General features: G+C 62.0%; 23 protein-coding genes. 16 read left to right on the plus strand and 7 right to left on the minus strand.

All coding sequences use genetic code 11. The features are described from left to right. Positions 1–245 precede the first annotated feature (245 nt). Both ychH and ABLV52_RS08100 read left to right on the plus strand, forming a co-directional pair. Entirely contained in the window at positions 246–521 is a 276-nt protein-coding gene (gene ychH / locus ABLV52_RS08095) for a stress-induced protein YchH (protein ID WP_002910437.1), read from the plus strand. A gap of 221 nt (positions 522–742) precedes the next feature. Next, positions 743–1,789, plus strand: a complete 1,047-nt coding sequence (locus ABLV52_RS08100; RefSeq protein ID WP_048297769.1) for a MerR family transcriptional regulator — start codon at positions 743–745, stop codon at positions 1,787–1,789. Here the strand turns inward: ABLV52_RS08100 and dauA are convergent, their stop codons facing one another. From dauA to lolB, 4 genes are all read right to left on the minus strand, one after another. After that, positions 1,790–3,469 carry a C4-dicarboxylic acid transporter DauA gene (gene dauA, locus ABLV52_RS08105; protein ID WP_064157472.1) on the minus strand — a complete coding sequence of 560 codons (1,680 nt, stop codon included), beginning with the start codon at positions 3,467–3,469 and terminating at the stop codon, positions 1,790–1,792. Positions 3,470–3,719: 250 nt separating this feature from the next. Further along, positions 3,720–4,667, minus strand: coding sequence for a ribose-phosphate diphosphokinase (prs, locus tag ABLV52_RS08110; protein ID WP_002910407.1), 948 nt, complete (start codon positions 4,665–4,667; stop codon positions 3,720–3,722). Between the two features lie 183 nt (positions 4,668–4,850). Next, positions 4,851–5,699 carry a 4-(cytidine 5'-diphospho)-2-C-methyl-D-erythritol kinase gene (ispE, locus tag ABLV52_RS08115; protein ID WP_072096562.1) on the minus strand — a complete coding sequence of 283 codons (849 nt, stop codon included), beginning with the start codon at positions 5,697–5,699 and terminating at the stop codon, positions 4,851–4,853. After that, complete coding sequence (gene lolB, locus ABLV52_RS08120) at positions 5,699–6,310, minus strand: lipoprotein insertase outer membrane protein LolB (RefSeq protein ID WP_023290149.1); 612 nt, start codon at positions 6,308–6,310, stop codon at positions 5,699–5,701. Before lolB ends, ispE begins: the two co-directional genes overlap by 1 nt. A 271-nt stretch (positions 6,311–6,581) precedes the next feature. On the opposite strand from lolB, the gene hemA reads away from it, so the two are divergent. The 6 genes from hemA to kdsA are packed head-to-tail and all read left to right on the plus strand — an operon-like array spanning position 6,582 to position 11,913. Further along, complete coding sequence (gene hemA / locus ABLV52_RS08125; RefSeq protein ID WP_023290148.1) at positions 6,582–7,838, plus strand: glutamyl-tRNA reductase; 1,257 nt, start codon at positions 6,582–6,584, stop codon at positions 7,836–7,838. 42 nt (positions 7,839–7,880) lie between these two features. Next, the gene (gene prfA / locus ABLV52_RS08130) at positions 7,881–8,963 is read left to right on the plus strand and encodes a peptide chain release factor 1 (protein WP_004203214.1); all 1,083 of its coding nucleotides are present in this window, start codon (positions 7,881–7,883) and stop codon (positions 8,961–8,963) included. Next, positions 8,963–9,811 (plus strand): peptide chain release factor N(5)-glutamine methyltransferase, encoded by an 849-nt coding sequence (prmC, locus tag ABLV52_RS08135; RefSeq protein WP_032453303.1) that lies wholly within the window; start codon positions 8,963–8,965, stop codon positions 9,809–9,811. The genes prfA and prmC overlap by 1 nt, the downstream gene beginning before the upstream one ends. After that, on the plus strand, positions 9,811–10,203 hold the full coding sequence (sirB2, locus tag ABLV52_RS08140) for an invasion regulator SirB2 (protein ID WP_008804389.1): 393 nt from the start codon (positions 9,811–9,813) through the stop codon (positions 10,201–10,203). The genes prmC and sirB2 overlap by 1 nt, the downstream gene beginning before the upstream one ends. Positions 10,204–10,206: 3 nt before the next feature. Continuing rightward, complete coding sequence (gene sirB1 / locus ABLV52_RS08145) at positions 10,207–11,019, plus strand: invasion regulator SirB1 (RefSeq protein ID WP_017899847.1); 813 nt, start codon at positions 10,207–10,209, stop codon at positions 11,017–11,019. A 39-nt stretch (positions 11,020–11,058) separates the two neighbouring features. After that, positions 11,059–11,913 carry a 3-deoxy-8-phosphooctulonate synthase gene (gene kdsA, locus ABLV52_RS08150; RefSeq protein WP_002910393.1) on the plus strand — a complete coding sequence of 285 codons (855 nt, stop codon included), beginning with the start codon at positions 11,059–11,061 and terminating at the stop codon, positions 11,911–11,913. An 87-nt stretch (positions 11,914–12,000) separates the two neighbouring features. On the opposite strand, the gene chaA is transcribed toward kdsA, so the two are convergent. Further along, positions 12,001–13,101 carry a sodium-potassium/proton antiporter ChaA gene (gene chaA, locus ABLV52_RS08155; protein WP_065881264.1) on the minus strand — a complete coding sequence of 367 codons (1,101 nt, stop codon included), beginning with the start codon at positions 13,099–13,101 and terminating at the stop codon, positions 12,001–12,003. 263 nt (positions 13,102–13,364) lie between these two features. Between chaA and chaB the strand changes: the two genes are divergently transcribed. Then, a complete protein-coding gene (chaB, locus tag ABLV52_RS08160) occupies positions 13,365–13,595 on the plus strand; it encodes a putative cation transport regulator ChaB (protein ID WP_064154432.1) in 231 nt (76 codons plus the stop codon). A 136-nt stretch (positions 13,596–13,731) separates the two neighbouring features. Then, positions 13,732–14,412 (plus strand): gamma-glutamylcyclotransferase, encoded by a 681-nt coding sequence (locus tag ABLV52_RS08165; protein ID WP_023290144.1) that lies wholly within the window; start codon positions 13,732–13,734, stop codon positions 14,410–14,412. Positions 14,413–14,468: 56 nt separating this feature from the next. Here the strand turns inward: ABLV52_RS08165 and ABLV52_RS08170 are convergent, their stop codons facing one another. Then, complete coding sequence (locus ABLV52_RS08170) at positions 14,469–14,711, minus strand: DUF1883 domain-containing protein (RefSeq protein WP_002910387.1); 243 nt, start codon at positions 14,709–14,711, stop codon at positions 14,469–14,471. A 238-nt stretch (positions 14,712–14,949) separates the two neighbouring features. Beyond that, the gene (locus ABLV52_RS08175; RefSeq protein WP_002910380.1) at positions 14,950–15,303 is read right to left on the minus strand and encodes a DsrE/DsrF/TusD sulfur relay family protein; all 354 of its coding nucleotides are present in this window, start codon (positions 15,301–15,303) and stop codon (positions 14,950–14,952) included. A gap of 68 nt (positions 15,304–15,371) precedes the next feature. On the opposite strand from ABLV52_RS08175, the gene nasR reads away from it, so the two are divergent. From nasR to ABLV52_RS08205, 6 genes are all read left to right on the plus strand, one after another. Beyond that, positions 15,372–16,553 carry a nitrate regulatory protein NasR gene (nasR, locus tag ABLV52_RS08180; RefSeq protein WP_044523872.1) on the plus strand — a complete coding sequence of 394 codons (1,182 nt, stop codon included), beginning with the start codon at positions 15,372–15,374 and terminating at the stop codon, positions 16,551–16,553. 244 nt (positions 16,554–16,797) lie between these two features. Then, entirely contained in the window at positions 16,798–18,054 is a 1,257-nt protein-coding gene (locus ABLV52_RS08185; RefSeq protein ID WP_032453296.1) for a CmpA/NrtA family ABC transporter substrate-binding protein, read from the plus strand. Between the two features lies 1 nt (position 18,055). Further along, complete coding sequence (ntrB, locus tag ABLV52_RS08190) at positions 18,056–18,940, plus strand: nitrate ABC transporter permease (protein ID WP_348890256.1); 885 nt, start codon at positions 18,056–18,058, stop codon at positions 18,938–18,940. 9 nt (positions 18,941–18,949) lie between these two features. Beyond that, positions 18,950–19,738: an ABC transporter ATP-binding protein gene (locus ABLV52_RS08195; protein ID WP_032453294.1), complete on the plus strand. Its 789-nt coding sequence runs from the start codon at positions 18,950–18,952 to the stop codon at positions 19,736–19,738. Between the two features lie 10 nt (positions 19,739–19,748). After that, on the plus strand, positions 19,749–23,816 hold the full coding sequence (gene nirB / locus ABLV52_RS08200; RefSeq protein WP_348890257.1) for a nitrite reductase large subunit NirB: 4,068 nt from the start codon (positions 19,749–19,751) through the stop codon (positions 23,814–23,816). Beyond that, complete coding sequence (locus ABLV52_RS08205; RefSeq protein WP_348890258.1) at positions 23,816–26,422, plus strand: nitrate reductase; 2,607 nt, start codon at positions 23,816–23,818, stop codon at positions 26,420–26,422. The genes nirB and ABLV52_RS08205 overlap by 1 nt, the downstream gene beginning before the upstream one ends. Positions 26,423–26,426 lie beyond the last annotated feature (4 nt).

Here is a 26,426-nt window from a genome sequence, read left to right on the forward strand (position 1 = left end):
TGCCGCGTAGTGTACTGTCTGCGGGCGCGCTTGACAAAGTTCTGGCCTCGAGACAATACCAGCATTGATGATTTACTCTCTAAACCATTAGAATTTGATATTGTTCATAGGCTTATTTGTAAATTTTTGTCTATTTGCTGTTCACTAATGTGATCGTGGGCGCACTCCACAGAAGAGACCTTGTCTATACTACACCTATAAGATTTGGGGACATTCCCTGGCAACCCAAAGTCCGGAGGTGACACATGAAACGCAAAAACGCTTCGTTACTCGGTAACGTACTCATGGGGTTAGGGTTGGTGGTGATGGTTGTGGGGGTGGGTTACTCCATTCTGAACCAGCTTCCGCAGCTTAACCTGCCACAATTCTTTGCGCATGGCGCAATCTTAAGCATCTTCGTTGGTGCGGTGCTCTGGCTGGCCGGTGCCCGTATTGGCGGCCACGAGCAGGTCAGCGACCGCTACTGGTGGGTGCGCCACTACGATAAACGCTGCCGTCGTAATCAGCATCGCCACAGCTAACCGTAGCATGATTCCCGCATCGGTCCCTGAAGGCCGATGCGTTTTACTGTGCCTCTCGTTATCTCTTCTTCTTTTTCCCGCCATTTGACGACCCCCATTCCGACCTGACCTTCGTGATGCTATGGTTGCCGCCAAAAGTGAATATCAAGCGCGTTTTTCGCTTGACCCTGACGTTACGTCAGGCAGCAGAGTAGCGGACCTGGCCACAGAGAGGAGCAGTCATGTTAATTCAGGTGGGAGAGCTGGCGAAGCGCGCCGGGCTGACGGTGCGTACGCTGCATCATTATGAACAGACGGGGCTGTTAACGCCTTCGGCCAGAAGCGAGGCGGGCTATCGGCTCTATAACCTGTCCGCGGTTCAGCGCCTGCATATGATCAAGGCGCTGGCGCAGACCGGGCTGACGCTCGCCACCATCAAGGACTATCTCGATCGGCGAACGCTGTCGCTACCCGAACTGCTGACGCAGCAGATAGAGACGCTTAATGACCAGCTGCGCGATGTCGGCAGGCTGCGCGACCGGCTGTTGGCGCTGCGCGAGGCGCTGGCGAGCGGCAATGAACCCGATCTGGAGTCCTGGCTACAGACGCTGGAGTTAATGAAAATGTACGATCGTTGGTTTAGTCAACAGGAGTTAGCCGTGCTGCCGTTTGCGGCACAGGATGAACAGCGCGCGCAGGCGTGGCGCGAGCTAACAGAGGAGGTGCAGACGCTGATGGCGAGCGGCTGCCCGACGGACAGTCCGCAGGCGATGAGTCTGGCGACGCGCTGGATGGAGCGCCTGGAGCAGGATACGGCCGGGCGCCCGGAGTTTCTGACCCGCCTGAACGAGATGCATGCCGCCGAGCCGCAAATGGTTGAACAGACCGGCGTCACCCCGGCCATCATTGCCTTTATCACCGAAGCCTTTGCCGAAAGCAAACTGGCTATCTGGGCGCGGTATCTCGACGACGAGGAGATGGCGTTCACCCGCCGGCACTACTTCGACCGGCTACAGGAGTGGCCAGCGCTGGTGGCGAAGCTGCATCAGGCGTGCCGTGAGGGCGTAGCGCCGGATTCGGCGTCGGGTCAGGCGCTGGCCCGGGCGTGGCTTGAGCTGTTTCAGTCCTACGCCGGCACCCGGCCGCAGACGTTGCAGAAGTTTCGTCAGGCAATGGAGCAGGAGCCGCATTTGATGAAGGGCACCTGGATGACGCCGGCGGTGCTGAGCTGGCTGCAGCAGGCGACCGGAGCCTTGATGCGGCAGGCGCAGGGGCCTGCCGCCGGGTGATCACAGGTCAGCCAGCGCGGCCTGACGATCGGGGTAGAAGCTCAGGCGTCCGGGCAGCGGCTTGACGCCGGCGCGCGCTAACGTGCGTAGCGGCTGAAATTCGAGGTTAGATACGCGCAATTCGCAGCCTTCCGGCAGCTTGTTCACAAAGCGCTGGAAGGCATCCAGACCGCCGGCGTCGAGAACCGGCACCGCGTCCCACTTCAGCACCACGATGCGTTTGCCGGCGATCCGGGTCTCCAGGTCGTTGAATAAACCTTCGGCGGCGGCAAAGAACAGCGGACCGATCACCCGCAGCACCAGCACGTCGTCTGGCACTTCGACGTTGACCGGCGCCAGATGGGTCATGCGCGCGATACGGCGCATAAACAACAGCGAAGCCAGCACGATCCCGACGCTGATGGCGATCACCATATCAAACAGCACCGTCAGCGACATGCACATCAGCATCACCACGATGTCGTCCTTCGGCGCGTGGCGTAGCAGATTGATGACTTTATGCGCCTCGCTCATGTTCCATGCCACCATCAGCAGCAGGGCGGCCATCGCCGACAGCGGCAGCCAGGAGAGCAGCGGGGCGAGGATCAGCAGCGCCATGATCACCAGCAGGGCGTGGATCACGGCGGCGATCGGCGATGTGGCGCCGGCGCGGACGTTCGCCGCCGAGCGGGCAATCGCCGCGGTGGCGGTGATCCCGCCGAAGAACGGCGCAACGATGTTGCCCAGCCCCTGGCCAATCAGCTCGCTGTTGGCTTTATGTTTGGTACCGGTCATGCCGTCGAGCACCACCGCGCACAGCAGAGATTCAATAGCGCCAAGCATCGCCATGGAGAAAGCCGCGGGCAGCAGCGCCTGCAGCGAAGCCCAGCTCAGGGTAAAGTTGGAACCCGGCATATCCCAGGGCAGCACCAGCTGCGGCAGCAGCTGCGGAATGCCGTTGCCCTGAGTGCCGTCCGCCAGCTGATAGTGGAACTGCGAGCCGATCGTCGCCACATCGCCGCCGAGCAAGTTGACGACCAGCATCACCCCACAGCCGGCCAGCAGCGCCGGGAGGTGGCCCGGCAGACGGATACCCAGCCGCGGCCAGAGGATCAGGGTGCCGAGGGTGACGACGCCGATGGCGGCGTCCCCGACGTTAATGGTCGGCAGGGCCATCGCCAGCGCCGCCACTTTCTGCAGATAATGTTCCGGCACATGGGGCATCTGCAGGCCGAGGAAATCTTTAATCTGCATGGTACCGATGGTGATACCGATCCCGGAGGTGAAGCCGAGGGTGACCGACAGCGGGATATATTCGATCAGGCGGCCAAAGCGCGCCAGGCCGAAAAGCATTAAAAAGATCCCCGACATCAGCGTCGCCACCAGCAGCCCCGCCAGGCCGAACTGCTGGGAAACCGGATAGAGGATCACCACAAAGGCGGCGGTCGGTCCGGAAACGCTAAAGCGCGATCCGCCGGTTAAGGCGATCACAATCCCTGCCACCGCTGAGGTATAGAGGCCGTACTGCGGCGGCACACCGCTGCCAATCGCCAGCGCCATCGCCAGCGGAATCGCAATGATCCCGACGGTGATCCCGGCGATCAGGTCGCGGGTAAAGCGGGCAGTGGTGTACTTTTCTTTCCAGCAAGCGTCGATGAGGGCGCGGAAAGGCATCACATGTGAGGAAAATAATCTATTCACAATAATGTTTCATCCATGAGCGCATCATCTGTCAACTGAATGGCAGGTGAAGGAGGCATCGGTCATTGCCACATCATCCTTCGGGATGCCTCTGTGTTGGCTGCGTTCATTTACCCCGGTCACGTACTGCCTGTACGCTCCCGGGGATTCATTCACTTGCCGCCTTGACGCATGCCGAATGATTTTGTGGAAGAATTAAAAATTCAGAGACAAAAAAACCCGCCGCAGCGGGTTTTTGTGCTCGGCTCGATTAATGTTCGAACATAGCAGAGATTGATTCTTCATTGCTGATACGGCGAATAGCTTCAGCCAGCATACCGGAGAGCGTCAGAGTACGCACTTTATCCAGCGCTTTAATTTCTGGTGCCAGCGGAATGGTATCGCAGACGACAAATTCATCGATCACAGAGTTTTTAATGTTCTGGATAGCGTTGCCGGAGAAGATCGGGTGCGTCGCGTAGGCGAATACGCGTTTCGCGCCGCGCTCTTTCAGCGCTTCTGCCGCTTTACACAGGGTGCCGCCGGTGTCGATCATATCGTCGACCATCACGCAGTCACGACCCGCGACGTCGCCGATGATATGCATCACCTGGGAGACGTTGGCGCGCGGACGGCGCTTGTCGATGATAGCCATATCGGTATCGTTCAGCAGTTTAGCGATAGCGCGAGCACGAACCACGCCGCCGATGTCCGGAGAAACCACGATCGGGTTGTCCAGGTTCAGCTGCAGCATATCTTCCAGCAGGATTGGGCTGCCGAACACGTTATCAACTGGCACATCGAAGAAGCCCTGGATCTGTTCTGCGTGCAGGTCAACGGTCAGCACGCGGTCAACGCCGACGCTGGACAGGAAATCTGCCACCACTTTCGCGGTGATTGGCACACGAGCAGAACGAACACGACGGTCCTGACGAGCATAACCGAAGTAAGGGATAACGGCGGTGATACGACCTGCCGAAGCACGACGCAGAGCATCAACCATAACAACCAGTTCCATCAGGTTGTCATTGGTGGGAGCACAAGTGGACTGGATGATGAAAATATCACCACCGCGTACGTTTTCATTGATTTGTACGCTGACTTCGCCGTCGCTAAAACGACCTACAGCGGCGTCGCCAAGAGAAGTGTACAGGCGGTTGGCAATACGTTGTGCTAGTTCCGGGGTGGCGTTACCAGCAAAAAGCTTCATATCAGGCACGAGAAGAACCTCAGGCATGCGTCCAGTGGTGGATGAATGGGCCAATAATGTGCGGGCTGGCGCCATTCGATCCAGTCGGTGTATTTAAAGAGCACGATGCAACGTCTGGAACAGGGTGACGTTGTCACCGTAACTCAATTTCCCCGGCTGACTCATGAACGATGCGCCCTCACGGCGCAGGATTCAGAGCAGGGCCTGCTTGAGCGGCGAGAGATTTACTCCGCGCGCCACAAAGCCATTTAGCCATGCCGGGGCAGTGTCCAGCACCTGACGGGCAGCGGATTCGGTGTTAAATTCAGCAAACACACAGGCCCCTGTGCCGGTCAGGCGTGACGGCGCATATTCTAACAGCCAGGAAAGCGCGGCATCAACCTCGCGAAAACGTTTTCTTGCGATAAGCTCGCAATCGTTGCTGAATTCACAATTTAATAACGTATTAATTGACCGGCGCGGGGTATTTCGTGGTAGCTCCGGGTCGCGAAAAATGATCGGCGTCGGAATACTGACGCCCGGGTGGGCCACCAGGTACCATTTTTCCTCAGGCTCCACCGGCGTCAGAATTTCACCTACCCCCTCGGCAAAGGCGGCATGGCCGCGCACGAAGACCGGCACATCGGCCCCCAGCTGCAGGCCAAGGGTCGCCAGCTCATCTTCCGAGAGTCCGCAGCCCCAGAGATGGTTGAGCGCCACCAGCACGGTGGCGGCATTGGACGAGCCGCCCCCCAGGCCGCCGCCCATCGGCAGGCGCTTATCGATACTGATATCGGCGCCGCTGCCCGCCGGCAGGCGGCCGCTTTCGCCGGCGGCGCGCATCAGCAGACGCGCGGCGCGAACGATCAGATTCTCTTCGTCCGGCACTCCGACCACCGGCGTCAGCAGGCGCAGTTCGCCGTCAGCGCGCGGTTCGATGGTCAGCGTATCGCCGTAGTCGAGGAACTGAAACAGCGTCTGCAGGGTGTGGTAACCATCGGCCCGCTGGCCGGTGATATATAAAAACAGATTCAGTTTTGCAGGTGAGGGCCAGCGGCTCATCATTTCACGATCCAGTTATCCATCTTCAGCTTGATGCGCTGGGCGCCATTGTTCAGCTCGACATTAGACGGCAGGGCGGGCTGGGTATCGCTGGTGTAGCCGCCGTAGGTGACGTGCCAGGTTTTGCCGTTTTGCGTGTAGTTCAGTTCACGCAGACGGTACCGATCGTCCAGCGAATAGTCGGTGGCGTCGCCCGGCAGGCCGATGATCCACTGGCGCAGGCTGTTCAGCGGGATCGGCATCCCGGTCAGGCGGCCAATCATCTCTTCGGCATCGGTGGCGGTGTAGGTCTGGCCTTTGTTGTCGATCAACTGCACGCTGCCAGGCTGCGCGGTCAGCGACAGCTCGGTGCTGCCCAGCGGGTTGGTCAACAGCAGGCGATAGCGGTCCTGGCCGGTCTGCTGCCAGAAGAAGCGGGCATAGACTTTTTGCTCATCGGAGAGATAGGCAAACGCCCCGCGGGTCTGGAACTGGTTGAGGCTGCGAACAGCCTGCTGGTGCTGGCGCCACTGCGGCGAATCCGGGCTTTTGCCAGGCCCCTCGGGGGTATGAACAGAACAAGCGGTCAGGACGAGGCTGGCCAGCGGCAGCAGGCGGAACAGTCGATTCATAATGATGACAAATCCTTGATGTCTACAGTGAAATCCGGCGGCAGGGGAACAGCGGGCCGATTTGTGTAGCAGGTTACATTTATAATCCTTAATGCTAGCGTCGCCGGGCGATAGCGTCTACGTTCAAGTTGTCTGAAATCAAAAAATTAACCTTAATGGCGGTCTTGCTTTGGCTATTACTCCAAAAGGGGAGCCTCTCTTTTATTGATTACGCGCATCCTGTATGATGCACTCAGACTAACCTTAGCAACGCTGGTACTACTCCCTCACAATGACCCTTTTAGCTCTTGGCATCAATCACAAAACAGCTCCGGTCGCCCTGCGAGAACGCGTTGCGTTTTCGCCGGAAACGCTCGATAAGGCGCTGGAGAGCTTGCTGGCTCAGCCGATGGTGCAGGGTGGGGTGGTGCTGTCGACCTGCAACCGCACGGAACTCTATCTCAGCGTCGAAGAGCAGGATAACCTGCAGGAAGCGCTGATCCGCTGGCTGTGCGATTACCACGGCCTCAATGAAGAAGACCTGCGTAAAAGCCTCTACTGGCACCAGGATAACGATGCCGTCAGCCATCTGATGCGCGTCGCCAGCGGCCTTGATTCGCTGGTGCTGGGCGAACCGCAGATCCTCGGTCAGGTGAAAAAAGCCTTCGCCGATTCCAGCCGCGGCCATCTTAACGTCAGCGAACTGGAGCGGATGTTCCAGAAATCGTTTTCGGTGGCCAAGCGCGTGCGTACCGAAACCGATATCGGCGCCAGCGCCGTTTCCGTCGCGTTCGCCGCCTGTACCCTGGCGCGGCAAATCTTTGAATCCCTGTCGAGCGTGACGGTGCTGCTGGTCGGCGCCGGTGAAACCATCGAACTGGTGGCGCGCCATCTTCGCGAACATCACGTGCGCAAAATGGTGATCGCCAACCGCACTCGTGAACGCGCCCAGGCGCTGGCGGAAGAAGTGGGCGCCGAGGTGATTGCCCTCAGCGATATCGACGAACGGCTGAAAGAGGCCGACATCATTATCAGCTCCACCGCCAGCCCGCTGCCGATCATCGGCAAAGGCATGGTGGAACGTGCGCTCAAGGCGCGGCGCAACCAGCCGATGCTGCTGGTGGATATCGCCGTCCCGCGCGACGTCGAACCGGAGGTCGGCAAACTGGCTAACGCTTACCTCTACAGCGTCGACGATCTGCAAAACATCATTCAGCATAACCTGGCGCAGCGTAAGGCCGCGGCGGTGCAGGCGGAATCGATCGTCGAGCAGGAGACCAGCGAATTTATGGCCTGGCTGCGCGCGCAGAGCGCCAGCGAGACCATTCGCGAATACCGTTCTCAGTCCGAGCAGGTCCGTGAGGAGCTGACGGCGAAGGCGCTGGCCGCGCTGGAGCAGGGCGGTGATGCCCAGGAAATTATGCAGGATCTGGCGCGTAAGCTCACCAACCGCCTGATCCACGCGCCAACCAAATCACTTCAGCAGGCCGCCCGTGACGGGGACGACGAACGCCTGCATATTCTGCGCAACAGCCTCGGGCTGGAATAGCGCACCTTTCTCTTATTTTCAGGACAGGGTGAATTCACGCCTATGAAGTCTTCTATTGTTGCCAAACTGGAAGCGTTGTACGAGCGCCACGAAGAAGTGCAGGCGCTGCTCGGCGATGCCGCGACGATTGCCGATCAGGATAAATTCCGCGCGCTGTCGCGGGAGTATGCTCAACTAAGCGATGTGGCGCGCTGCTATACCGACTGGCGTCAGGTGCAGGAGGATATTGAAACCGCGCAGATGATGCTCGACGATCCGGAAATGCGCGAAATGGCGCAGGAAGAGCTGCGCGACGCCAAAGATAAAGGCGAACAGCTGGAGCAACAGCTACAGGTCCTGCTCCTGCCGAAAGATCCTGATGACGAGCGTAACGCCTTCGTGGAAGTGCGCGCCGGGACCGGCGGCGACGAAGCGGCGCTGTTTGCCGGCGACCTGTTCCGCATGTACACCCGTTACGCGGAATCGCGCCGCTGGCAGGTGGAGATCCTCAGCGCCAACGAAGGTGAACACGGCGGCTTTAAAGAGGTGATCGCCAAGATCAGCGGCGACGGCGTCTATGGTCGGCTCAAATTTGAATCCGGCGGCCATCGCGTGCAGCGCGTGCCGGCCACCGAGTCGCAGGGGCGTATCCACACCTCCGCCTGTACGGTGGCGGTGATGCCGGAGCTGCCGGAGGCGGAAATGCCGGATATCAACCCGGCGGATCTGCGCATCGATACGTTCCGTTCCTCCGGCGCGGGCGGTCAGCACGTTAACACCACCGACTCGGCGATCCGTATTACCCACCTGCCCACCGGCATCGTGGTGGAGTGTCAGGACGAACGTTCCCAGCATAAAAACAAAGCCAAGGCGCTGTCGGTGCTGGGGGCGCGGATCCGCGCCGCCGAAGTGGCCAAGCGTCAGCAGGCGGAAGCCTCCACGCGCCGCAACCTGCTGGGCAGCGGCGACCGCAGCGATCGCAACCGTACCTACAACTTCCCGCAGGGCCGCGTGACCGACCACCGCATCAACCTGACCCTTTACCGTCTCGATGAGGCGATGGAGGGCAAACTCGACATGCTGATTGAGCCGATTGTCCAGGAACATCAGGCCGATCAGCTGGCGGCGCTGTCCGAGCAGGAATGATGACCTTTCAGGCCTGGCTGCAGCAGGCAATCGCCCGCCTGGCGGAGAGCGACAGTCCGCGACGCGACGCCGAGATCCTGCTGGGACACGTCACCGGTCGGGCGCGCACCTGGATCCTGGCCTTCGGCGAAACGACGCTGTCCGCCGACGAGGCGACGACGCTGGAGGCGCTCCTGCAGCGACGCCAGCGCGGGGAGCCCATCGCCCATCTGGTCGGGCAGCGGGAGTTCTGGTCGCTGCCGCTGTTTGTCTCCCCGGCGACGCTGATCCCCCGCCCGGATACCGAATGTCTGGTGGAGCAGGCGCTGGCGCGTCTGCCCGTCGCGCCGTGCCGTATTCTCGACCTCGGCACCGGGACCGGCGCCATTGCCCTGGCGCTGGCCAGCGAACGTCCTGACTGTGAAGTGATCGCGGTGGACGTGATGCCGGACGCCGTGGCGCTGGCGTTGCGTAATGCCGCCCATCTGGGCATTGCTAACGTGACGATACGGCAAAGCGACTGGTTCAGTGCGCTGGCCGGGCAGCGCTTCGCCATGATCGTCAGCAATCCCCCCTATATCGACGCCGCCGACCCGCATCTTGCCGAAGGCGATGTGCGTTTTGAGCCGTTGACGGCGCTGGTGGCAGGCGACCAGGGGCTGGCCGATCTGGCGCAGATTATCCGCGAGGGGCGGCAGTATCTGCAGCCCGGCGGCTGGATGCTGCTGGAGCATGGCTGGACCCAGGGCGAAGCGGTACGCGCCCTGTTCCGCGAGGCGGGCTATCTGGATGTCGCGACCTGCCGCGACTATGGCGACAATGAGCGTCTGACCCTCGGACGTTTACCCGACATGGAGAACGTTGGCTGATGAACTTATTCACGGCTGTCCTCTACCTGCACATCGCCAGCGTGGTGGTGTCGGTAGGATTGTTCGTTTTACGTTACTGGTGGATGTATCACCAGAGCCCGCTGCTGAACCAGCGGTGGGTGCGAATTGCGCCGCACTGCAGCGATACGCTGCTGTTTCTCAGCGGTGCGGGATTAATGGCGATAACGCACTACCTGCCGTTCACAGAAGACGGCGCATGGCTGACTGAAAAGCTGTTTGGCGTTATCATTTACATCGCATTAGGTTTTATCGCGCTGGGCCGTCGTCGTCCGCGCAGCCAGCAGAGCCGCTTTATCGCGTTCCTGCTGGCGCTGGTGGTGTTGTTTATCATCATTCAACTCGCCATCACAAGAATACCGATACTGGGGTAGGTCATGGGGTCATTAGCGGATTTCGAATTTAACAAAGCGCCATTGTGTGATGGCATGGTCCTCATTTCTGAACAGGTCCGCGACGATTTTCCGACGCGTTTTGTCGAGGAAGAGCTGCAGCGGCTGCTGCGCCTCGCGCAGGAGGAGATTGCGCCTTCGTGGGACCAGGAACGCCAGATAGAACGCCTGCTGGCGCTGTTTTACGAGGAGTGGGGCTTTGGCGCCTCGCAGGGCGTTTATCGTCTATCCGACGCGCTATGGCTCGATAAAGTGCTGGTCAACCGCCAGGGGAGCGCGGTGTCATTAGGCGCGATCCTGCTGTGGATCGCCCAGCGCCTGGGGCTGCCGGTGGTGCCGGTGATCTTCCCGACCCAGATGCTGCTGCGCGCGGACCCGGAAACCAGCGAAGAGATGTGGCTGATTAATCCGTTCAACGGCGAAACCCTCGACGAACATACCCTGGAGGTATGGCTGAAGGGCAACATCGGGCCGGTGGCGGAACTGTTTAATGAAGATCTCGACGAAGCGGATAACGCCGAGGTGATCCGCAAGCTGCTGGACACCCTGAAGTCGGCGCTGATGGAAGAGCGGCAGATGGAGCTGGCCCTGCGCGCCAGCGAAGCGCTGCTGCAGTTTAACCCGGAAGATCCGTATGAGATCCGCGACCGCGGGCTGATATACGCCCAGCTGGATTGCGATCACGTGGCGCTGCTGGACCTGAGCTATTTTGTCGAGCAGTGTCCGGAGGATCCGATCAGCGAGATGATCCGCGCACAAATCAACACGATTTCGCACAAACAAATTACATTGCATTAGTCTGGAACCATTCCGGTTACACCCTGATAAGGCGAATTTATGAAACAAAAAGTGGTTAGCATTGGTGATATCAACGTAGCGAACGACCTGCCGTTCGTGCTGTTCGGCGGGATGAACGTGCTGGAGTCACGCGATCTGGCGATGCGCATCTGCGAACATTACGTCACCGTTACGCAGAAGCTTGGCATCCCCTACGTCTTCAAAGCCTCCTTTGATAAAGCCAACCGTTCCTCCATCCACTCCTATCGTGGGCCGGGTCTGGAAGAAGGGATGAAGATTTTCCAGGAGCTGAAGCAGACCTTTGGCGTGAAAATCATCACCGACGTTCATGAAGCCAGCCAGGCGCAGCCGGTGGCTGACGTCGTGGACGTGATCCAGCTTCCCGCCTTCCTCGCGCGCCAGACTGACCTGGTGGAAGCGATGGCCAAAACCGGAGCGGTGATCAACGTCAAGAAACCGCAGTTCGTCAGCCCGGGCCAGATGGGTAACATCGTCGATAAATTCATCGAAGGTGGTAACGACAAAGTGATCCTCTGCGACCGCGGCGCTAACTTCGGTTACGACAACCTGGTGGTGGATATGCTCGGCTTCGGCGTGATGAAGAAAGCCTCCAACAACTCGCCGGTTATTTTCGACGTCACCCACGCGCTGCAGTGCCGCGACCCGTTTGGCGCTGCCTCCGGCGGTCGCCGCGCGCAGGTGAGCGAGCTGGCCCGCGCTGGTATGGCGGTGGGTATCGCCGGTCTGTTTATCGAAGCGCATCCGGATCCGGACCACGCGAAATGCGACGGCCCGTCCGCGCTGCCGCTGGATAAACTGGAGCCGTTCCTCAAGCAGATGAAAGCGATTGACGATCTGGTGAAAAGCTTCGACGAGCTGGATACCAGCAAGTAAGCCTGACCGCATCACTGAAAAAGCCTGCCGGCGTCAAAACCGGCAGGCTTTTTTTTCGCCCGGACTCCGCCGGACGGGCAAGCGGGGTCAGGCGAAAATGGTCATCAGGTAGGCGGCGAACAGCGCCAGATGGGCCGCGCCGTTCAGCACATTGGTGCGTCCGGTGGAGAAGGAGATATGACACAGCACCAGCGAGGCGACCATCACCACCATCTCCGGCGCGCCAAGGCCAAAGCGCAGCTCATTGCCGGTCAGGAAGGCGATGAGGGTGACCACCGGGACCGTCAGCGAGATGGTGGCCAGCACGGAGCCGAAGAACAGGTTCATCGCCCGCTGTACCTGATTGTTGAGCACCGCTTTGAGCGCGCCAAGGCCTTCCGGCGACAGGATCAGCAAGGCCACGAGGAAGCCGGTGAAGGCCACCGGGGCATCCATGCTGGTCAACAGCGTTTCCAACGGGTTGGCGTTCATTTTAGTGACGGCGATCACCGCCACCAGGTGCACCAGCAGCCAGGCGGTATGCCACCCGCTGCTGTGGGCGGACGGTTTACCGTGGTGCGGGTCGTCATCATCGCCGTCGTCTTCATGCTCATAAACAAACAGACTCTGATGGGTTTTGGTCTGAATAAGCAGGAAAACGCCGTACATGGCCGCCGAAATCACCGCCACCAGCAGCGATTGCCCGGTGCTGAAGTTCGCGCCCGGCAGCGCCATGGGAAACACCAGCACGATAATCGCCAGCGGAAACAGGGCGATAAGATACTGCTTAATGCCGAACAGATTCATATATTGGGTGGCGAATTTACGCCCGCCCAGCAGCAGGGAGAAACCGACCAGACCGCCGGTGACGATCATAATGATGGAGTAGAGCGTATCACGCATCAGGGTCGGCGCGGCGTCGCCGGTGGCCATCAACGCGGAGATCAGACTGACCTCAAGGATAACCACCGACAGGCTGAGAATCAGGGAGCCGTAGGGTTCGCCCAGGCGGTGGGCGAGGACGTCGGCGTGGCGGACCACGCTGAAGGCGCTGCTTAAAATACCGACCAGCGCGAGGATATTAATCGCGATAACCACTGGCAGTGACTGGCTGCTGCCCCAGAAAAACAGCACCGCCAGCGCCAGCACCGGAAAGACGAGGGAAGACTCCTTATGGCGGGTTTTTACCGCCTCATGTGCATGGGTCATGAACCATCTCCATTTATGCAGGTGTTATAATTATAAAAACGCAGGGCGATAAAGTAACAGATATTGCTAAATTTCTGCTGGATTTTTACTTAAGTTTACGGGTATCGGGAGATATCTTGATTAGTTTATTATAATTTGCGATTACGCTATTTTTATACTTACTATTCAGATGATTACTAAAATTAATTTTTAACTCATCATCGGCTTGATAGCCTGCCGCCTGCGTTCCAGACTTAAATTTTATGCTCAAACAGGAGGTCATTATGCCCTATAACAGTAAACAAGAGCTCCCCGACAGCGTTCAGCATGTTCTGCCTGCCCATGCGCAGGAAATTTATAAAGAAGCGTTTAACAGCGCCTGGGATCAATATAAAGATAAAGAGGAGCGGCGCGATGACGCCAGCCGTGAAGAGACGGCGCACAAAGTCGCCTGGGCGGCGGTGAAAAACAGCTACGAGAAAGGCGATGACGATAAGTGGCATAAGAAAAAATAATTGCTGACGCCGCTTTTATGCTTGCCAGCGCCCCGCTGATTGCTTATTGAAAGATAAAGCTGGATAATATTTCAGCAATATTGACGGATGCATGAGACGAACGCCGGGAAGCGGGCAGTGGCGGAGGTAGTAAACAGTGTTAACTCGTGATTTCTTAATGAATGCGGATTGTAAGACAGCGTTTGGCGCTATTGAGGAATCGCTACTCTGGTCGGCAGAACAACGCGCAGCCTCGCTGGCGGCGACGCTGGCCTGCCGCCCGGATGATGGCTCAGTATGGATCTTTGGCTACGGTTCGCTTATCTGGAACCCGGCGCTCAATTATCGCGAGTCCTGCACTGGCACGCTGCCGGGCTGGCACCGCGCGTTTTGCCTGCGGTTGACCGCCGGGCGCGGGAGCGCCTGCCAGCCGGGACGTATGCTGGCCCTGAAAGAGGGCGGTCGAACCACCGGCGTCGCTTATCGTCTGCCGGACGACACGCTGGAAGAAGAGCTGACGCTGCTGTGGAAACGGGAGATGATTACCGGCTGCTATCTGCCCACCTGGTGCAAGCTGGAGCTGGACGACGGGCGGACGGTAAATGCGCTGGTGTTTATTATGGATCCGCGTCATCCGCTGTTTGAGCCGGATACCAGCGCCCAGGTCATTGCTCCGCTGATCGCCCGGGCCAGCGGGCCGCTCGGCACCAACGCCCAGTACCTGTTTTCGCTGGAGCAGGCGTTGAGTAAGCTCGGGATGCACGACGCCAGTCTTGATGATCTGGTGGCCAGCGTCCGCGCGCTGTTGGGCGACAGCCCGACGCCGGGCCTGGCCTGAGCGCGCGGAAAAGAAAAACGCCCGGCATGGCCGGGCGTATGTTAAGGCAGTGACTGTCAGGCCGGAACGTAGCTGATGGAGTGCTCCAGTGACTGGCTGTGACTGTCGATAAGCACGTTCCAGGTGCCGCTGTAGGGCACCGTCAGATAGGCGCTGTCCCGATCCTGCACGCTCAGAATATCCGCATGGCTGTCGCCAGGAACCTTCGCGCTCATCAGATGAATATGGCAGCGCTCTGAGCACCGCACCACCAGCGTGTCACCGCCAAACAACGTCAAACTTGCTTTTACCATCGCCATTTTTGTACCCCGTTTCTGTCCCGCTACAGCATCCTGCCCACCCAGTCCTCGCGTGATATTGTTCACACTTTGCTCTGTGCATCACACCAAACGGCGCGGGTCGGGATGCTGATTTTGATCAAAAAAAGGGATAAAGATTAAACAAAAATGACGTTGTTCCTGAAAGCATTCAGCTAACGTTTTTTTCACCTCTTCAGGCGGCGAAACCTGATATTTCCTCCCGTTCGGCGGCGCAGATTTAGAAGGTCAGCACTTTATCTGCCGCCAGGGTCCACTGGGCCAGCTCAACGAGAGTGCCAACCTCCACCCCATCAACCAGCGGCAGTGCGCTGACCCCGCGGCCGTCCGCGCAGGTCTTGCACAGCTTCACGGGAACCTGCTGGGCGGTGAGGATCTCCAGCATCTGCTGCACATTATACCCTTCCGCCGGCTTCTGCCCGCGCAGCCCGGCGGTGACGGCGTCGGACATCAAAAACAGCTTGAGATCGAGGTCGGACTGCTGTTCGCGCAGGGCAATGGCCAGGCGCAGGCTGTTGAACAGGGATTCACTGCCGTAGGCGGCGCCGTTGGCGATAATCACAATACGTTGCATACAAACTCCTTCTTAAAGGCACGGTTATTGCTTTACCGCAGTATAAAGCGTTAACCCGGAGGAGGGGTATGAATAATACGACTGGTCACGCGGACGAGGCGACGGCCTGGCTGCAGCTGGCGCGCCGCCTGCAAAAACAACAGCTTCAGCAACTTGCCCGGCTGGGCGAGCTGGCAAGTCAGCTCAGCGCGCTGGTGCATATGCTGCAGTGCGAACGCGGCGCGTCGAATATTTTTCTTTGCTCGGGCGGTCAGCTGTACGCGGCGGAGTGTCGGGCGGGTGGGGCGCTGGTTGATGAGCGGCTGGCCTTGTTCTATGCCGCCCTCGAACGGGCGCGCGCGGTCGCCGGCAGCGCGCTGTGCTGGCGCATCGCCCGGGCGGTCGGCGATCTGGCGCAGCTCCCGGCGCTGCGTGAGCAGGTCAGCCGTCGGCAGGTCGCCGCTGAAGCCGCGACGGAGCAGTTCAGCCGTATTATCCGCCATCTGCTGAATATCGTCCCGCAGCTCAATGACAGCATTGACGACCCGTCGGTAGCCGGGCGTATGGTCGCCCTGTACAGCTTTATGCAGGGAAAAGAGCTGGTGGGCCAGGAGCGCGCGCTGGGAGCATTGGGCTTTACCCGCGGCGAGTTCAGCGACAGCCTGCGCCAGCAGCTGGTGGACCGTATTGACGGTCAGCAGCCCTGCTTTGACAGCTTCCAGGCGCTGGGCAGTCCGGCGACGGTCCAGCTGTTTACGACCGAGTGCCAGGCCGGTCTGGACATCGAGCAACTGCGGCGGATCGCCTGCACCCGCCAGCCGGCGGCGGACGGCGGGGAAACGGCGCTGCGCTGGTTCGGCCTGCAAACCCAGCGGCTTGAGCAACTGCGCGAAGTGGAAGAGCAACTGATCGACGATCTGCTGGACGCCACCGACGCGCTGTTAGAAGACGACGCGCCTGGCTGGCTGGCCGGGGAGGAGAGCGACAGCGTGACGCCGCGGCTGGATAAACAGCTGCTGCCGCTGGTGCGCCAGCAGGCCTATGAGCTGCAACAGCTCTCCAGCCAGCTGGCTTCGCTGAAAGACGCGCTCGAGGAACGCAAGCTGATCGAAAAAGCGAAAAGCCTGCTGATGACTCACCAGGGGATGCCGGAGGAGCAGGCCTGGCAGACGCTGCGCAAGATGGCCATGGACAAGAATCAGCGGATGGTTGAGATAGCCCGCGCGCTGCTGATGGTGAAGGCGATTTGGCCATTAACCCCAAAGGAGTAGATGCACAATCGATGGGCATTCGCTGCCTGTCGGCGGTGCACTTTTGCCTGACAAACCGACCAGAGCGAAAGGAAAAGCCCGCCAGTGCGCCATAGCCAAAGCTGGCATCCCCTTTGCATTGGCATTAGTGAGTGAATAAAAGTCCGGGCGACGAACCAATGGCGGTTCGGGTGTCCGTGGATAAAGGCGTCCTGCAGTGCATATGCACTGTCGGGCGCTTTTTTTTTGCGCGTGTGGAGCGGATATGAGCGATAAGTTTTCAATTTCACGGCGGCGCTTGCTGCAGGCAGGGGCCGCGCTGGGCGGCGCGATGCTGCTGCCGGGCGTGATGCAGGCAGCATGGGCCGGCGGCTCGGACAGACCGGAGCAAACCACCGTGCGGGTAGGGTTTATTCCGCTGACCGACTGTGCGCCGCTGGCTATCGCCGCGGCGAAGGGGTTTGACAAAAAATATGGCATTACCCTGGCGCCGAGTAAGGAGGCCAGCTGGGCGGCGGTGCGCGACAAGCTGGTGGCCGGTGAACTGGACGCGGCGCATATTCTCTATGGCCTGCTGTACGGTCTTGAACTGGGGATCGCCAGCAAGCCGCAGGCGATGGCTAATCTGATGACCCTCAACCGCAATGGTCAGGCCATCACCCTCTCCAGCGAACTGCAGGAGAAAGGGGTGACCGACCTCGGCGGACTGAAACGGCTGATCGACCGCAGCGCGCCGGGCAGCTACACCTTCGCCCATACCTTTCCCACCGGCACCCATGCCATGTGGCTTTACTACTGGCTGGCGAGCGCCGGCATCGATCCCTTTAACGATGTGCGCACCGTCGTGGTGCCGCCGCCGCAGATGGTGATGAACATGCGCATCGGCAATATGAGCGGCTTTTGCGTCGGCGAGCCGTGGAACGCCCGCGCCATTAACGACCGTATCGGCTTCACCGCCGCCACTTCCCAGGATATCTGGCCTGAGCATCCGGAAAAGGTGCTGGGCGCCCGTCGCGACTGGGTGGAACGCCACCCGAACACCGCCCGCGCGCTGGTGGCGGCCCTGATGGAGGCGCAGCGCTGGATCGCCGCCTCGGCGGAGAACACCCGGGAGACGGCCCGCCTGCTCGCCAGACGCGGCTGGCTCAATACCAAAGAGCAGTACCTCACCGGCCGGATGCTTGGGGAGTATGACAACGGCCTCGGCCGCCGCTGGCAGGATGCCCATCCGATGCGTTTTTACGCCGAGGGAGAGGTGAGCTTTCCCTGGCTGTCGGACGGGATGTGGTTCCTCACCCAGTTTCGTCGCTGGGGGCTGCTGAAGCAGGCCCCGGATTACCTCGCGGTGGCGTCGCGTCTTAACCGCATCGACGTCTGGCAGGCGGCCGCCCAGGCGGTCGGCGGGATCAGCACACCGGCAGCCACGATGCGCAGCAGCACACTGATGGACGGTACGGTCTGGAACGGGTCTGACCCGGAAGGCTACGCCCGCCATTTCGCTATTCAACGTAAGGGGGCATGAGATGAAGCAGGCACAACGTAAGCAACCGGTCGTCAGCGCGGAGAACGCGCCTGGCGAAGTCATTATCCTGCCGCCGGTGCAGGTCCGGCGCACCACGCCGACCGTCACGCGCTGGCTGCGTGAGCTCACCCAACGCCTGCTGCCCCCGCTGCTGGGGCTGGGGGTGCTGCTGCTGGCCTGGCAGCTGGCGGCGATGCACAGCAAAGGCTTTCCCACCCCGTTGAGCACGCTGGACTCGGCGCTGACGCTGTTCGCCGATCCGTTCTATCAGGACGGGCCGAATGACATGGGGATCGGCTGGAACGTGCTGGCCTCCCTGCAGCGCGTGGCGGTGGGCTTCGGCCTGGCGGCGCTGGCGGGCATTCCGCTGGGGTTTTTGATCGGCCGCTCGCTGTTCTTCGCCCGCATGTTTAATCCGCTGATTGCTCTGCTGCGCCCGGTCAGCCCGCTGGCCTGGCTGCCGATTGGCCTGCTGCTGTTCCAGAAGGCGGAGCCAGCCTCCAGCTGGACCATTTTTATCTGCTCCATCTGGCCGATGGTGATCAACACCGCGGAAGGCGTGCGGCGGATCCCGCAGGACTATCTCAACGTCGCCCGCGTCCTCCAGCTCTCAGAGTGGACGGTGATGCGCAAAATTCTCTTTCCGGCGGTGCTGCCGGCGGTGCTCACCGGCGTGCGCCTCTCCATCGGCATCGCCTGGCTGGTGATCGTGGCGGCGGAAATGCTCACCGGCGGGCTGGGGATCGGCTTCTGGATCTGGAACGAGTGGAACAACCTCAATGTGGAAAACATCATCATCGCCATCGTCATTATCGGCGTCGTCGGCCTGCTGCTGGAGCAGGGCCTGATGCTGCTCGCCCGCCGCTTTAGCTGGCAGGAAAAATAAGGAGCCAACATGAAACCATTAATTCAGGTGCAGGCCGTCAGCCAGCGCTTCAACACCGCCAGCGGCGAGTTTCTGGCGCTGCAGAATGTCTCCTTCGATATCGTCGAAGGGGAGACCATTAGCCTGATCGGCCACTCGGGGTGTGGAAAATCGACCCTGCTGAATCTAATCGCCGGGATCACGACCCCTACCGAGGGCGGACTGCTGTGCGATAACCGGGAAATCGCCGGGCCCGGGCCGGAGCGGGCGGTGGTTTTCCAGAACCACTCGCTGCTGCCGTGGCTGAGCTGTTTCGACAATGTGGCGCTGGCGGTGGATCAGGTGTTCCGTCGCACCATGAGCAAGCATGAGCGTCGGGAGTGGATTGAACACAACCTCGCGCGCGTGCAGATGGGTCATGCGCTGCATAAACGGCCCGGGGAGATCTCCGGCGGCATGAAGCAGCGGGTGGGTATCGCCCGGGCGCTGGCGATGAAGCCGAAAGTGCTGCTGCTTGATGAGCCCTTCGGCGCCCTGGACGCGCTGACCCGTGCTCACCTTCAGGACACGGTGATGCATATCCAGCAGGAGCTCAATACCACCATCGTCATGATCACCCACGACGTTGATGAAGCGGTGCTGCTCTCCGACCGGGTGCTGATGATGACCAACGGCCCGGCGGCGACGGTCGGCGAGATCCTCGCGGTCGATCTGCCGCGTCCGCGGCATCGCGTTCAGCTGGCGGACGACAGCCGGTACCACCATCTGCGCCAGCAGATCCTCCATTTCCTGTATGAAAAACAGCCTAAAGCGGCATAAGGAGGCGGTCATGACGCGGCGACTGGTGGTGATCGGTAACGGCATGGCGGCCACCCGGCTGGTGCAGCGGCTGGTTGAGCGCGACCCTGCGCGGTTTGCCATTACCGTCGTCGGCGACGAGCCGCACCCGGCCTATAACCGCATCCAGCTCTCGCCGCTGCTGGCTGGCGAAAAAACGGCATCGCAGATCCCGTTGCTGCCGGCGGAGTGGTACACCCGGCACGGGGTGTGTCTGCGGTCTGGCGAGGCGGTGGATGAAGTGGATGTTGCGCAACGGCGGCTGCGCATCGCTGACGCCTGGCTGCCGTGGGACGAGCTGGTTTTCGCCACCGGCTCGCGGCCCTTTATCCCGCCGCTGCCGGGCATTGATCGTCCGCAGGTTATGCCCTTCCGCACCCTGGCGGACGTGGAACGTATTCTGGCGATATCCGGCCCGGCGGTGGTGATTGGCGGTGGGGTTCTGGGCGTGGAAGCGGCGGCGGCGCTGCGTCGCCGCGGCGGGGAGGTCGCACTCCTGCATCGCGGCAGCGGCTTAATGGCGCCGCTGATCGACGCCTTTGCCGCCGATGAGCTCAGGCAGCAGCTTGAAGCGCGCGGCATTCGCTGCGTGCTGGAGTGCCTCATCGCCGCCATCGACGCCGACGGCGTGCGGCTGGCGGACGGGCGCGTATTCCGCGCCGCCCGAGTGGTGCTGGCGACCGGCGTGCAGCCCAACAGCCGTCTGGCGGCGCAGTCCGGCGTGCTGTGCCAGCAGGGGATCGTAGTTGACCGCCAGATGGCCGCCTCGCTGCCGGGGATCAGCGCCATTGGCGAGTGTTGCGAAATTGACGGCCAGACCTGGGGGCTGGTGGCTCCCTGCCTGCGCCAGGCCGAGGTGCTGGCGGATCGCCTGTGCGGCGCCCCCGGCGAGGGCTTTGTCTGGCAGGACGCCGGGACCCGCCTGAAGGTCACCGGCATTGAACTCTTTAGCGTCGGGGAACAGCAGGCCGGCGAACAGGATGACATCTATACCAGCTGGGATCCCATCGACCGGCACTATCGTCGCCTGCTGCTGCGCGACGGCCGCCTGCGCGGCGTGCTGCTGATGGGCGACTGTACCGCCGCCGCCGCGCTCACCGCGCGCCTGGAAAGCGACGAGCCCGCCACCGCGGACTGGCTTTTTGACCCTTCTTCAACGCAGCCGCAGGCTGCAGGAATAATGACGATGACGAAACCTGTATTAGTGCTGGTGGGACATGGCATGGTCGGCCACCATTTTCTCGAACAATGCGTGAGCCGCAACCTGCATCAGCAATATCGTATCGTGGTGTTTGGTGAAGAGCGTTACGCCGCCTACGACCGGGTGCATCTCTCCGAATATTTCGCCGGACGCAGCGCCGAATCGCTGTCGCTGGTGGCCGATGATTTCTTTCACCAGCACGGCATCGAACTCCGCCTCGGCAAGGCGGTGGCGACGATCGACCGCGACGCGCGGCTGGTGCGGGACGCCGAGGGGCATGAAACCCACTGGGATAAACTGGTTCTGGCGACCGGCTCCTATCCCTTTGTTCCGCCGATCCCTGGCAACGATCTCGACGGGTGCTTTGTCTATCGCACCCTTGACGATCTCGACCGTATCGCCGCCCATGCCGCCGCGGCGAAGACCGGGGTGGTGATCGGGGGCGGCCTGCTCGGGCTGGAGGCCGCCAACGCCCTGAAACAGCTGGGGCTGGAGACGCACGTGGTGGAGTTTGCCCCGAACCTGATGGCCGTCCAGTTGGATAACGGCGGGGCGGCGATGCTGCGGGAGAAGATCGTCGCCCTCGGCGTGGGGGTGCATACCAGCAAAGCCACCACCGCCATCGTGCGCGAGGCCGACGGCCTGCGGCTGAACTTTGCCGACGGCGGCACGCTGGCGGCCGACATGGTGGTCTTCTCGGCAGGGATCCGCCCGCAGGACGCGCTGGCCCGCGGCTGCGCGCTGCAGGTTGGCGAGCGCGGGGGGATTGGCATCGACGGCCAGTGCCGCACCACTGACCCGGACGTGCTGGCGATAGGCGAATGCGCCCTGTGGGATAATAAAATTTACGGCCTGGTGGCGCCGGGTTATCAGATGGCGCGGATCGCCGCGGCCACCCTCGCAGGAGAGGACGCCTGCTTTAGCGGCGCCGACATGAGCACCAAACTGAAGCTGCTGGGGGTTGACGTAGCCTCGTTTGGCGATGCGCAGGGGCGCACGCCGGGCTGCCAGAGCTATCAATGGACCGACGGTCCGCAGCAGGTTTACAAAAAAATCGTCGTCAGTCAGGACGGCAAAGCCCTGCTTGGCGGCGTGCTGGTGGGGGACGCCAGCGACTACGCCACGCTGCTGCAGATGATGCTGAACGGCATGGCGCTGCCGCCGCGTCCGGAGAGCCTGATCCTGCCGGCGCTGGAGGGGGCCGCGCCGAAGGCGCTGGGGGTGGCGGCGCTGCCCGACAGCGCGCCGATCTGCTCCTGCCATAGCGTCAGCAAAGGCGATATCTGCCAGGCGGTGAACAATGGCGCGGGGGATATGGCGGCGATAAAAAGCTGCACCAGAGCGGCCACCGGCTGCGGCGGCTGCAGCGCGCTGGTGAAACAGGTGATGGAGTACCAGCTGGCGGCGCAGGGCGTCGAAGTGAAAAAAGACGTCTGCGAGCATTTCCCGTGGTCGCGTCAGGAGATCTACCATCTGGTGCGGGTCAACCATATCCATACCTTCGAGCAGCTGATTAGCCGCTACGGCCAGGGGCACGGCTGCGAGGTTTGTAAACCGCTGGTGGCCTCGGTGCTGGCCTCCTGCTGGAACGAATACCTGCTGAAGCCGGCGCACCTGCCGCTGCAGGATACCAATGACCGCTATTTCGCCAACATTCAGAAGGACGGCACCTATTCGGTGGTGCCGCGGATGGCGGCAGGGGAAGTGACGCCGGACGGGCTGATCGCCATCGGGCAGATCGCCAAACGTTACCAGCTCTACAGCAAAGTGACCGGCGGCCAGCGCATCGACCTGTTTGGCGCGCGGCTGGAACAGCTGCCGGCGATCTGGCGCGAGCTGGCCGACGCCGGGTTTGAAACCGGCCACGCCTATGGCAAGTCGCTGCGCACGGTGAAGTCCTGCGTCGGCGCAACCTGGTGTCGCTACGGCGTGCAGGACTCCACCGGGCTCGCGGTGCGGCTCGAGCATCGCTATAAAGGGCTGCGCGCGCCGCACAAAATCAAGATGGCGGTCTCCGGCTGCACCCGCGAGTGCGCCGAAGCCCAGGGCAAAGATATCGGGGTGATTGCCACCGACAAAGGCTGGAATCTCTACGTCTGCGGAAACGGCGGAATGAAGCCGCGTCACGCCGACCTGTTTGCCAGCGACCTCGACGAAGCGACGCTGATCCGCAGCATCGATCGTCTGCTGATGTTCTATATCCGCACCGCCGATCGCCTGCAGCGGACCAGCACCTGGATGGACAACCTGGAGGGCGGCGTGGCCTACCTGCGGCAGGTGGTGCTGGAGGACAGCCTCGGCATTGGCGAGGAGCTGGAACAGGAGATGGCCCGCATCGTCGACAGCTACCAGTGCGAGTGGCAGACCACGCTCAACGATCCCCAGCGCCTGGCGCTGTTCCGCTCCTTCGTGAACAGCGACCAGCCCGACGAGGTGGTGCAGCGCCACGATCTGCGCGGTCAGCCGCAGCCATTGCCTGCTGAAGCGTTGCCTGAAGGCGAACTCCCATCCCGGCCGTGGCAGGCGATTTGCGACCTTGACGCCATCCCGGCGCAGGCGGGGATCGGCGCCCGGTTAGGGGAGCGGCAGATTGCCCTGTTCCGGTTCGGCGATCGGGTGTATGCCCTGGACAACCGCGAGCCGGGCAGCGCGGCCAACGTGTTGTCGCGGGGGCTGTTAGGGGACGTCGGCGGGGAACCGGTGGTGATCTCCCCGCTGTACAAACAGCGGATTCGCCTGCGCGACGGCTGGCCGTGCGACGGCGGTGAACAGGCAGTGCGCGCCTGGCCGGTGAAAGTGGAAAACGGCAAAGTGTGGGTGGGCAGCCAGCAGCTGCTGGCGCGAGCGGAGGCCTCCTGATGAAGACCATCCGAACGACCTGTCCCTACTGCGGCGTAGGCTGCGGCGTGCTGGCGAGCGTGGATGACGCGGGTCAGGTGAGCGTGCGCGGCGACGATCAGCACCCGGCCAATCTCGGCCGCCTGTGCGTCAAAGGGGCGGCACTAGGGGAGACCATGGGCCTGGCGGGGCGGCTGCTGGCGCCGGAGGTGGACGGCCAGCCGGTGGCCTGGTCTCAGGCGCTGGCGGAGACCGCTTCCCGCCTGCAACAGGTTATCGACCAGCACGGTCCGCAGGCGGTGGCCTTCTACGCCTCCGGCCAGCTGTTGACGGAGGATTACTATGCCGCCAACAAGCTGATGAAGGGATTTATCGGCGCGGCGAACATCGACACCAATTCGCGGCTGTGCATGTCGTCGGCGGTGACCGGCTACAAGCGGGCCTTTGGCGCCGACGTGGTGCCCTGTAGCTATGAGGATGTGGAAAACAGCGATCTGGTGGTGCTGGTCGGCTCGAACGCCGCCTGGGCGCACCCGGTGCTGTACCAGCGTCTGGCGCAGGCGAAGCGGGATAATCCCCGGCTGCAGATCGTGGTGATCGACCCCCGGCGCACTGCCACCTGCGAGATCGCCGATCGCCATCTGGCGCTGGCGCCGGGAAGCGACGGCGGGCTGTTCGTGGGGTTGCTTAACGCCCTGGCGCAGGCCGGGGCCTGCGTCGACGGTTTTCGCGACGGCCCGCAGGCGCTGGCCGCCGCTCGCGACTGGGACGTGGCGAAAGTGGCGGCTTTTTGCGGCCTGCCCGCCGATGAGGTGGCGGGTTTCTATCGCGATTTTATCGCCGCCCCGCGGGCCATCACCCTCTACACCATGGGAATTAACCAGTCAGCCAGCGGCAGCGACAAATGTAATGCCATCATCAACGTCCATCTGGCCAGCGGAAAGTATGGCCGCCGCGGCTGCGGCCCCTTTTCGCTGACCGGTCAACCCAACGCCATGGGCGGGCGCGAAGTCGGCGGGTTGGCGACGATGCTGGCGGCGCACATGGATTTTGTGCCAGACGATCTGCAGCGGCTGGCCCGCTTTTGGGGAACCGAGCGGCTGGCGCAGACCCCGGGGCTGACCGCCGTGGAGCTGTTTGCCGCCATCGGCCGCGGCGAGGTGAAAGCGGTGTGGATCATGGGCACCAACCCGGTGGTGTCGCTCCCCGACAGCCACGCGGTGAGCCAGGCGCTGGCCGGCTGTCCGCTGGTGATCGTCTCAGATGTCGCCGCTGAGACGGATACCGGACAATTCGCCCACATTCGCTTTCCGGCGCTGGCCTGGGGCGAGAAAAATGGCACGGTCACCAACTCGGAGCGGCGCATCTCCCGTCAGCGCAGCTTCCTGCCGCCGCCGGGGGAGGCGAAAGCGGACTGGTGGATCATCGCCAGAGTAGGGCAGGCGCTGGGGTATCGCGAGGCGTTTGCCTGGCAGCATCCGCATGACGTCTTCCGCGAGCATGCGGCGCTGTCCGGTTTCGAAAACGACGGCCAGCGGGCATTTGATATCGGCGCGCTGGCGGATCTCAGCCGCGAGGCATGGGACGCCATGGCGCCGGTACGCTGGCCGGTCAGCCGCCGCCGCGCCGCCTGGGATGTCACGCGCGGCTGGCATAGCGATGGCAGGCTGCGGATGGTGCCAGTGACGCCTCAGCCGACCCGGGCGGCAACCGATGTCTTTTATCCGCTGATCCTCAACAGCGGGCGGATCCGCGATCAGTGGCACACCATGACCCGCACCGGCGCCGTGCCGCGGCTGATGCAGCATATCGCGGAGCCGGTGGTGGAGGTGGCGCCGCAGGACGCCGTTCGCTACCAGCTTGTCGCCGGCGGGCTGGCGCGGATCTGGTCGCGCCATGGGGTGATGGTGGCGAAAGTGGCGATCAGCGAAGGCCAGCGCCCCGGCTCGCTGTTTGTCCCAATGCACTGGAACAATCAGTTCGCCCGCCAGGGGCGGGTGAATAATCTGCTGGCCGCCGTCACGGACCCGCATTCCGCCCAGCCTGAGAGTAAACAGGCGGCGGTGGCCATCGCCCCCTGGCAGCCTGCCTGGCATAGCGAACTGTTTTGTCGCGAACCGCTGCCGTTTCCTGCGGCCTGGCACTGGCGGCGGCGGGCGGCGGCGGGCGTATTGCACTACTCGCTGGCCGGGGAGGCGTCAGCCCGACAGTGGCTCAGCGTCTGGTGCGCGCAGCGCGGCTGGCAGCTGCAGATAGCAGACGGCGGCGCGGTGTGGAACCTGCTGGCGTGGCATCAGGGGAGGCTGATGCTGGGCTGGTGGAGCGATGCGCGCGAGCCGGCGGTGGATAGCGCAGGGATAAGCGCCGCCTTCGCCGCGCCGCCGTCCGATGCCGCCCGGCGCCATGCGTTGCTCAGCGGCCGACCGGACGCCGCCGCCGCGCCGCCGGGGCGGATCGTCTGCAGCTGTTTTGGGGTGGGGGAGCGGGCGATCGGCGAGGCCATCGCCAGCGGCTGCGCCAGCGTTGGGGCTTTGGGCGCCAGGCTTAAGTGCGGGACCAACTGCGGCTCCTGCGTGCCGGAGCTCAACGCGCTGCTGACGGCGCAACCGACCCGCGCCGGGGCGTAACGGC

Origin of the sequence: Klebsiella sp. GB_Kp056, assembly GCF_040064755.1 — a bacterium.
GTDB lineage: Bacteria > Pseudomonadota > Gammaproteobacteria > Enterobacterales > Enterobacteriaceae > Klebsiella > Klebsiella quasipneumoniae.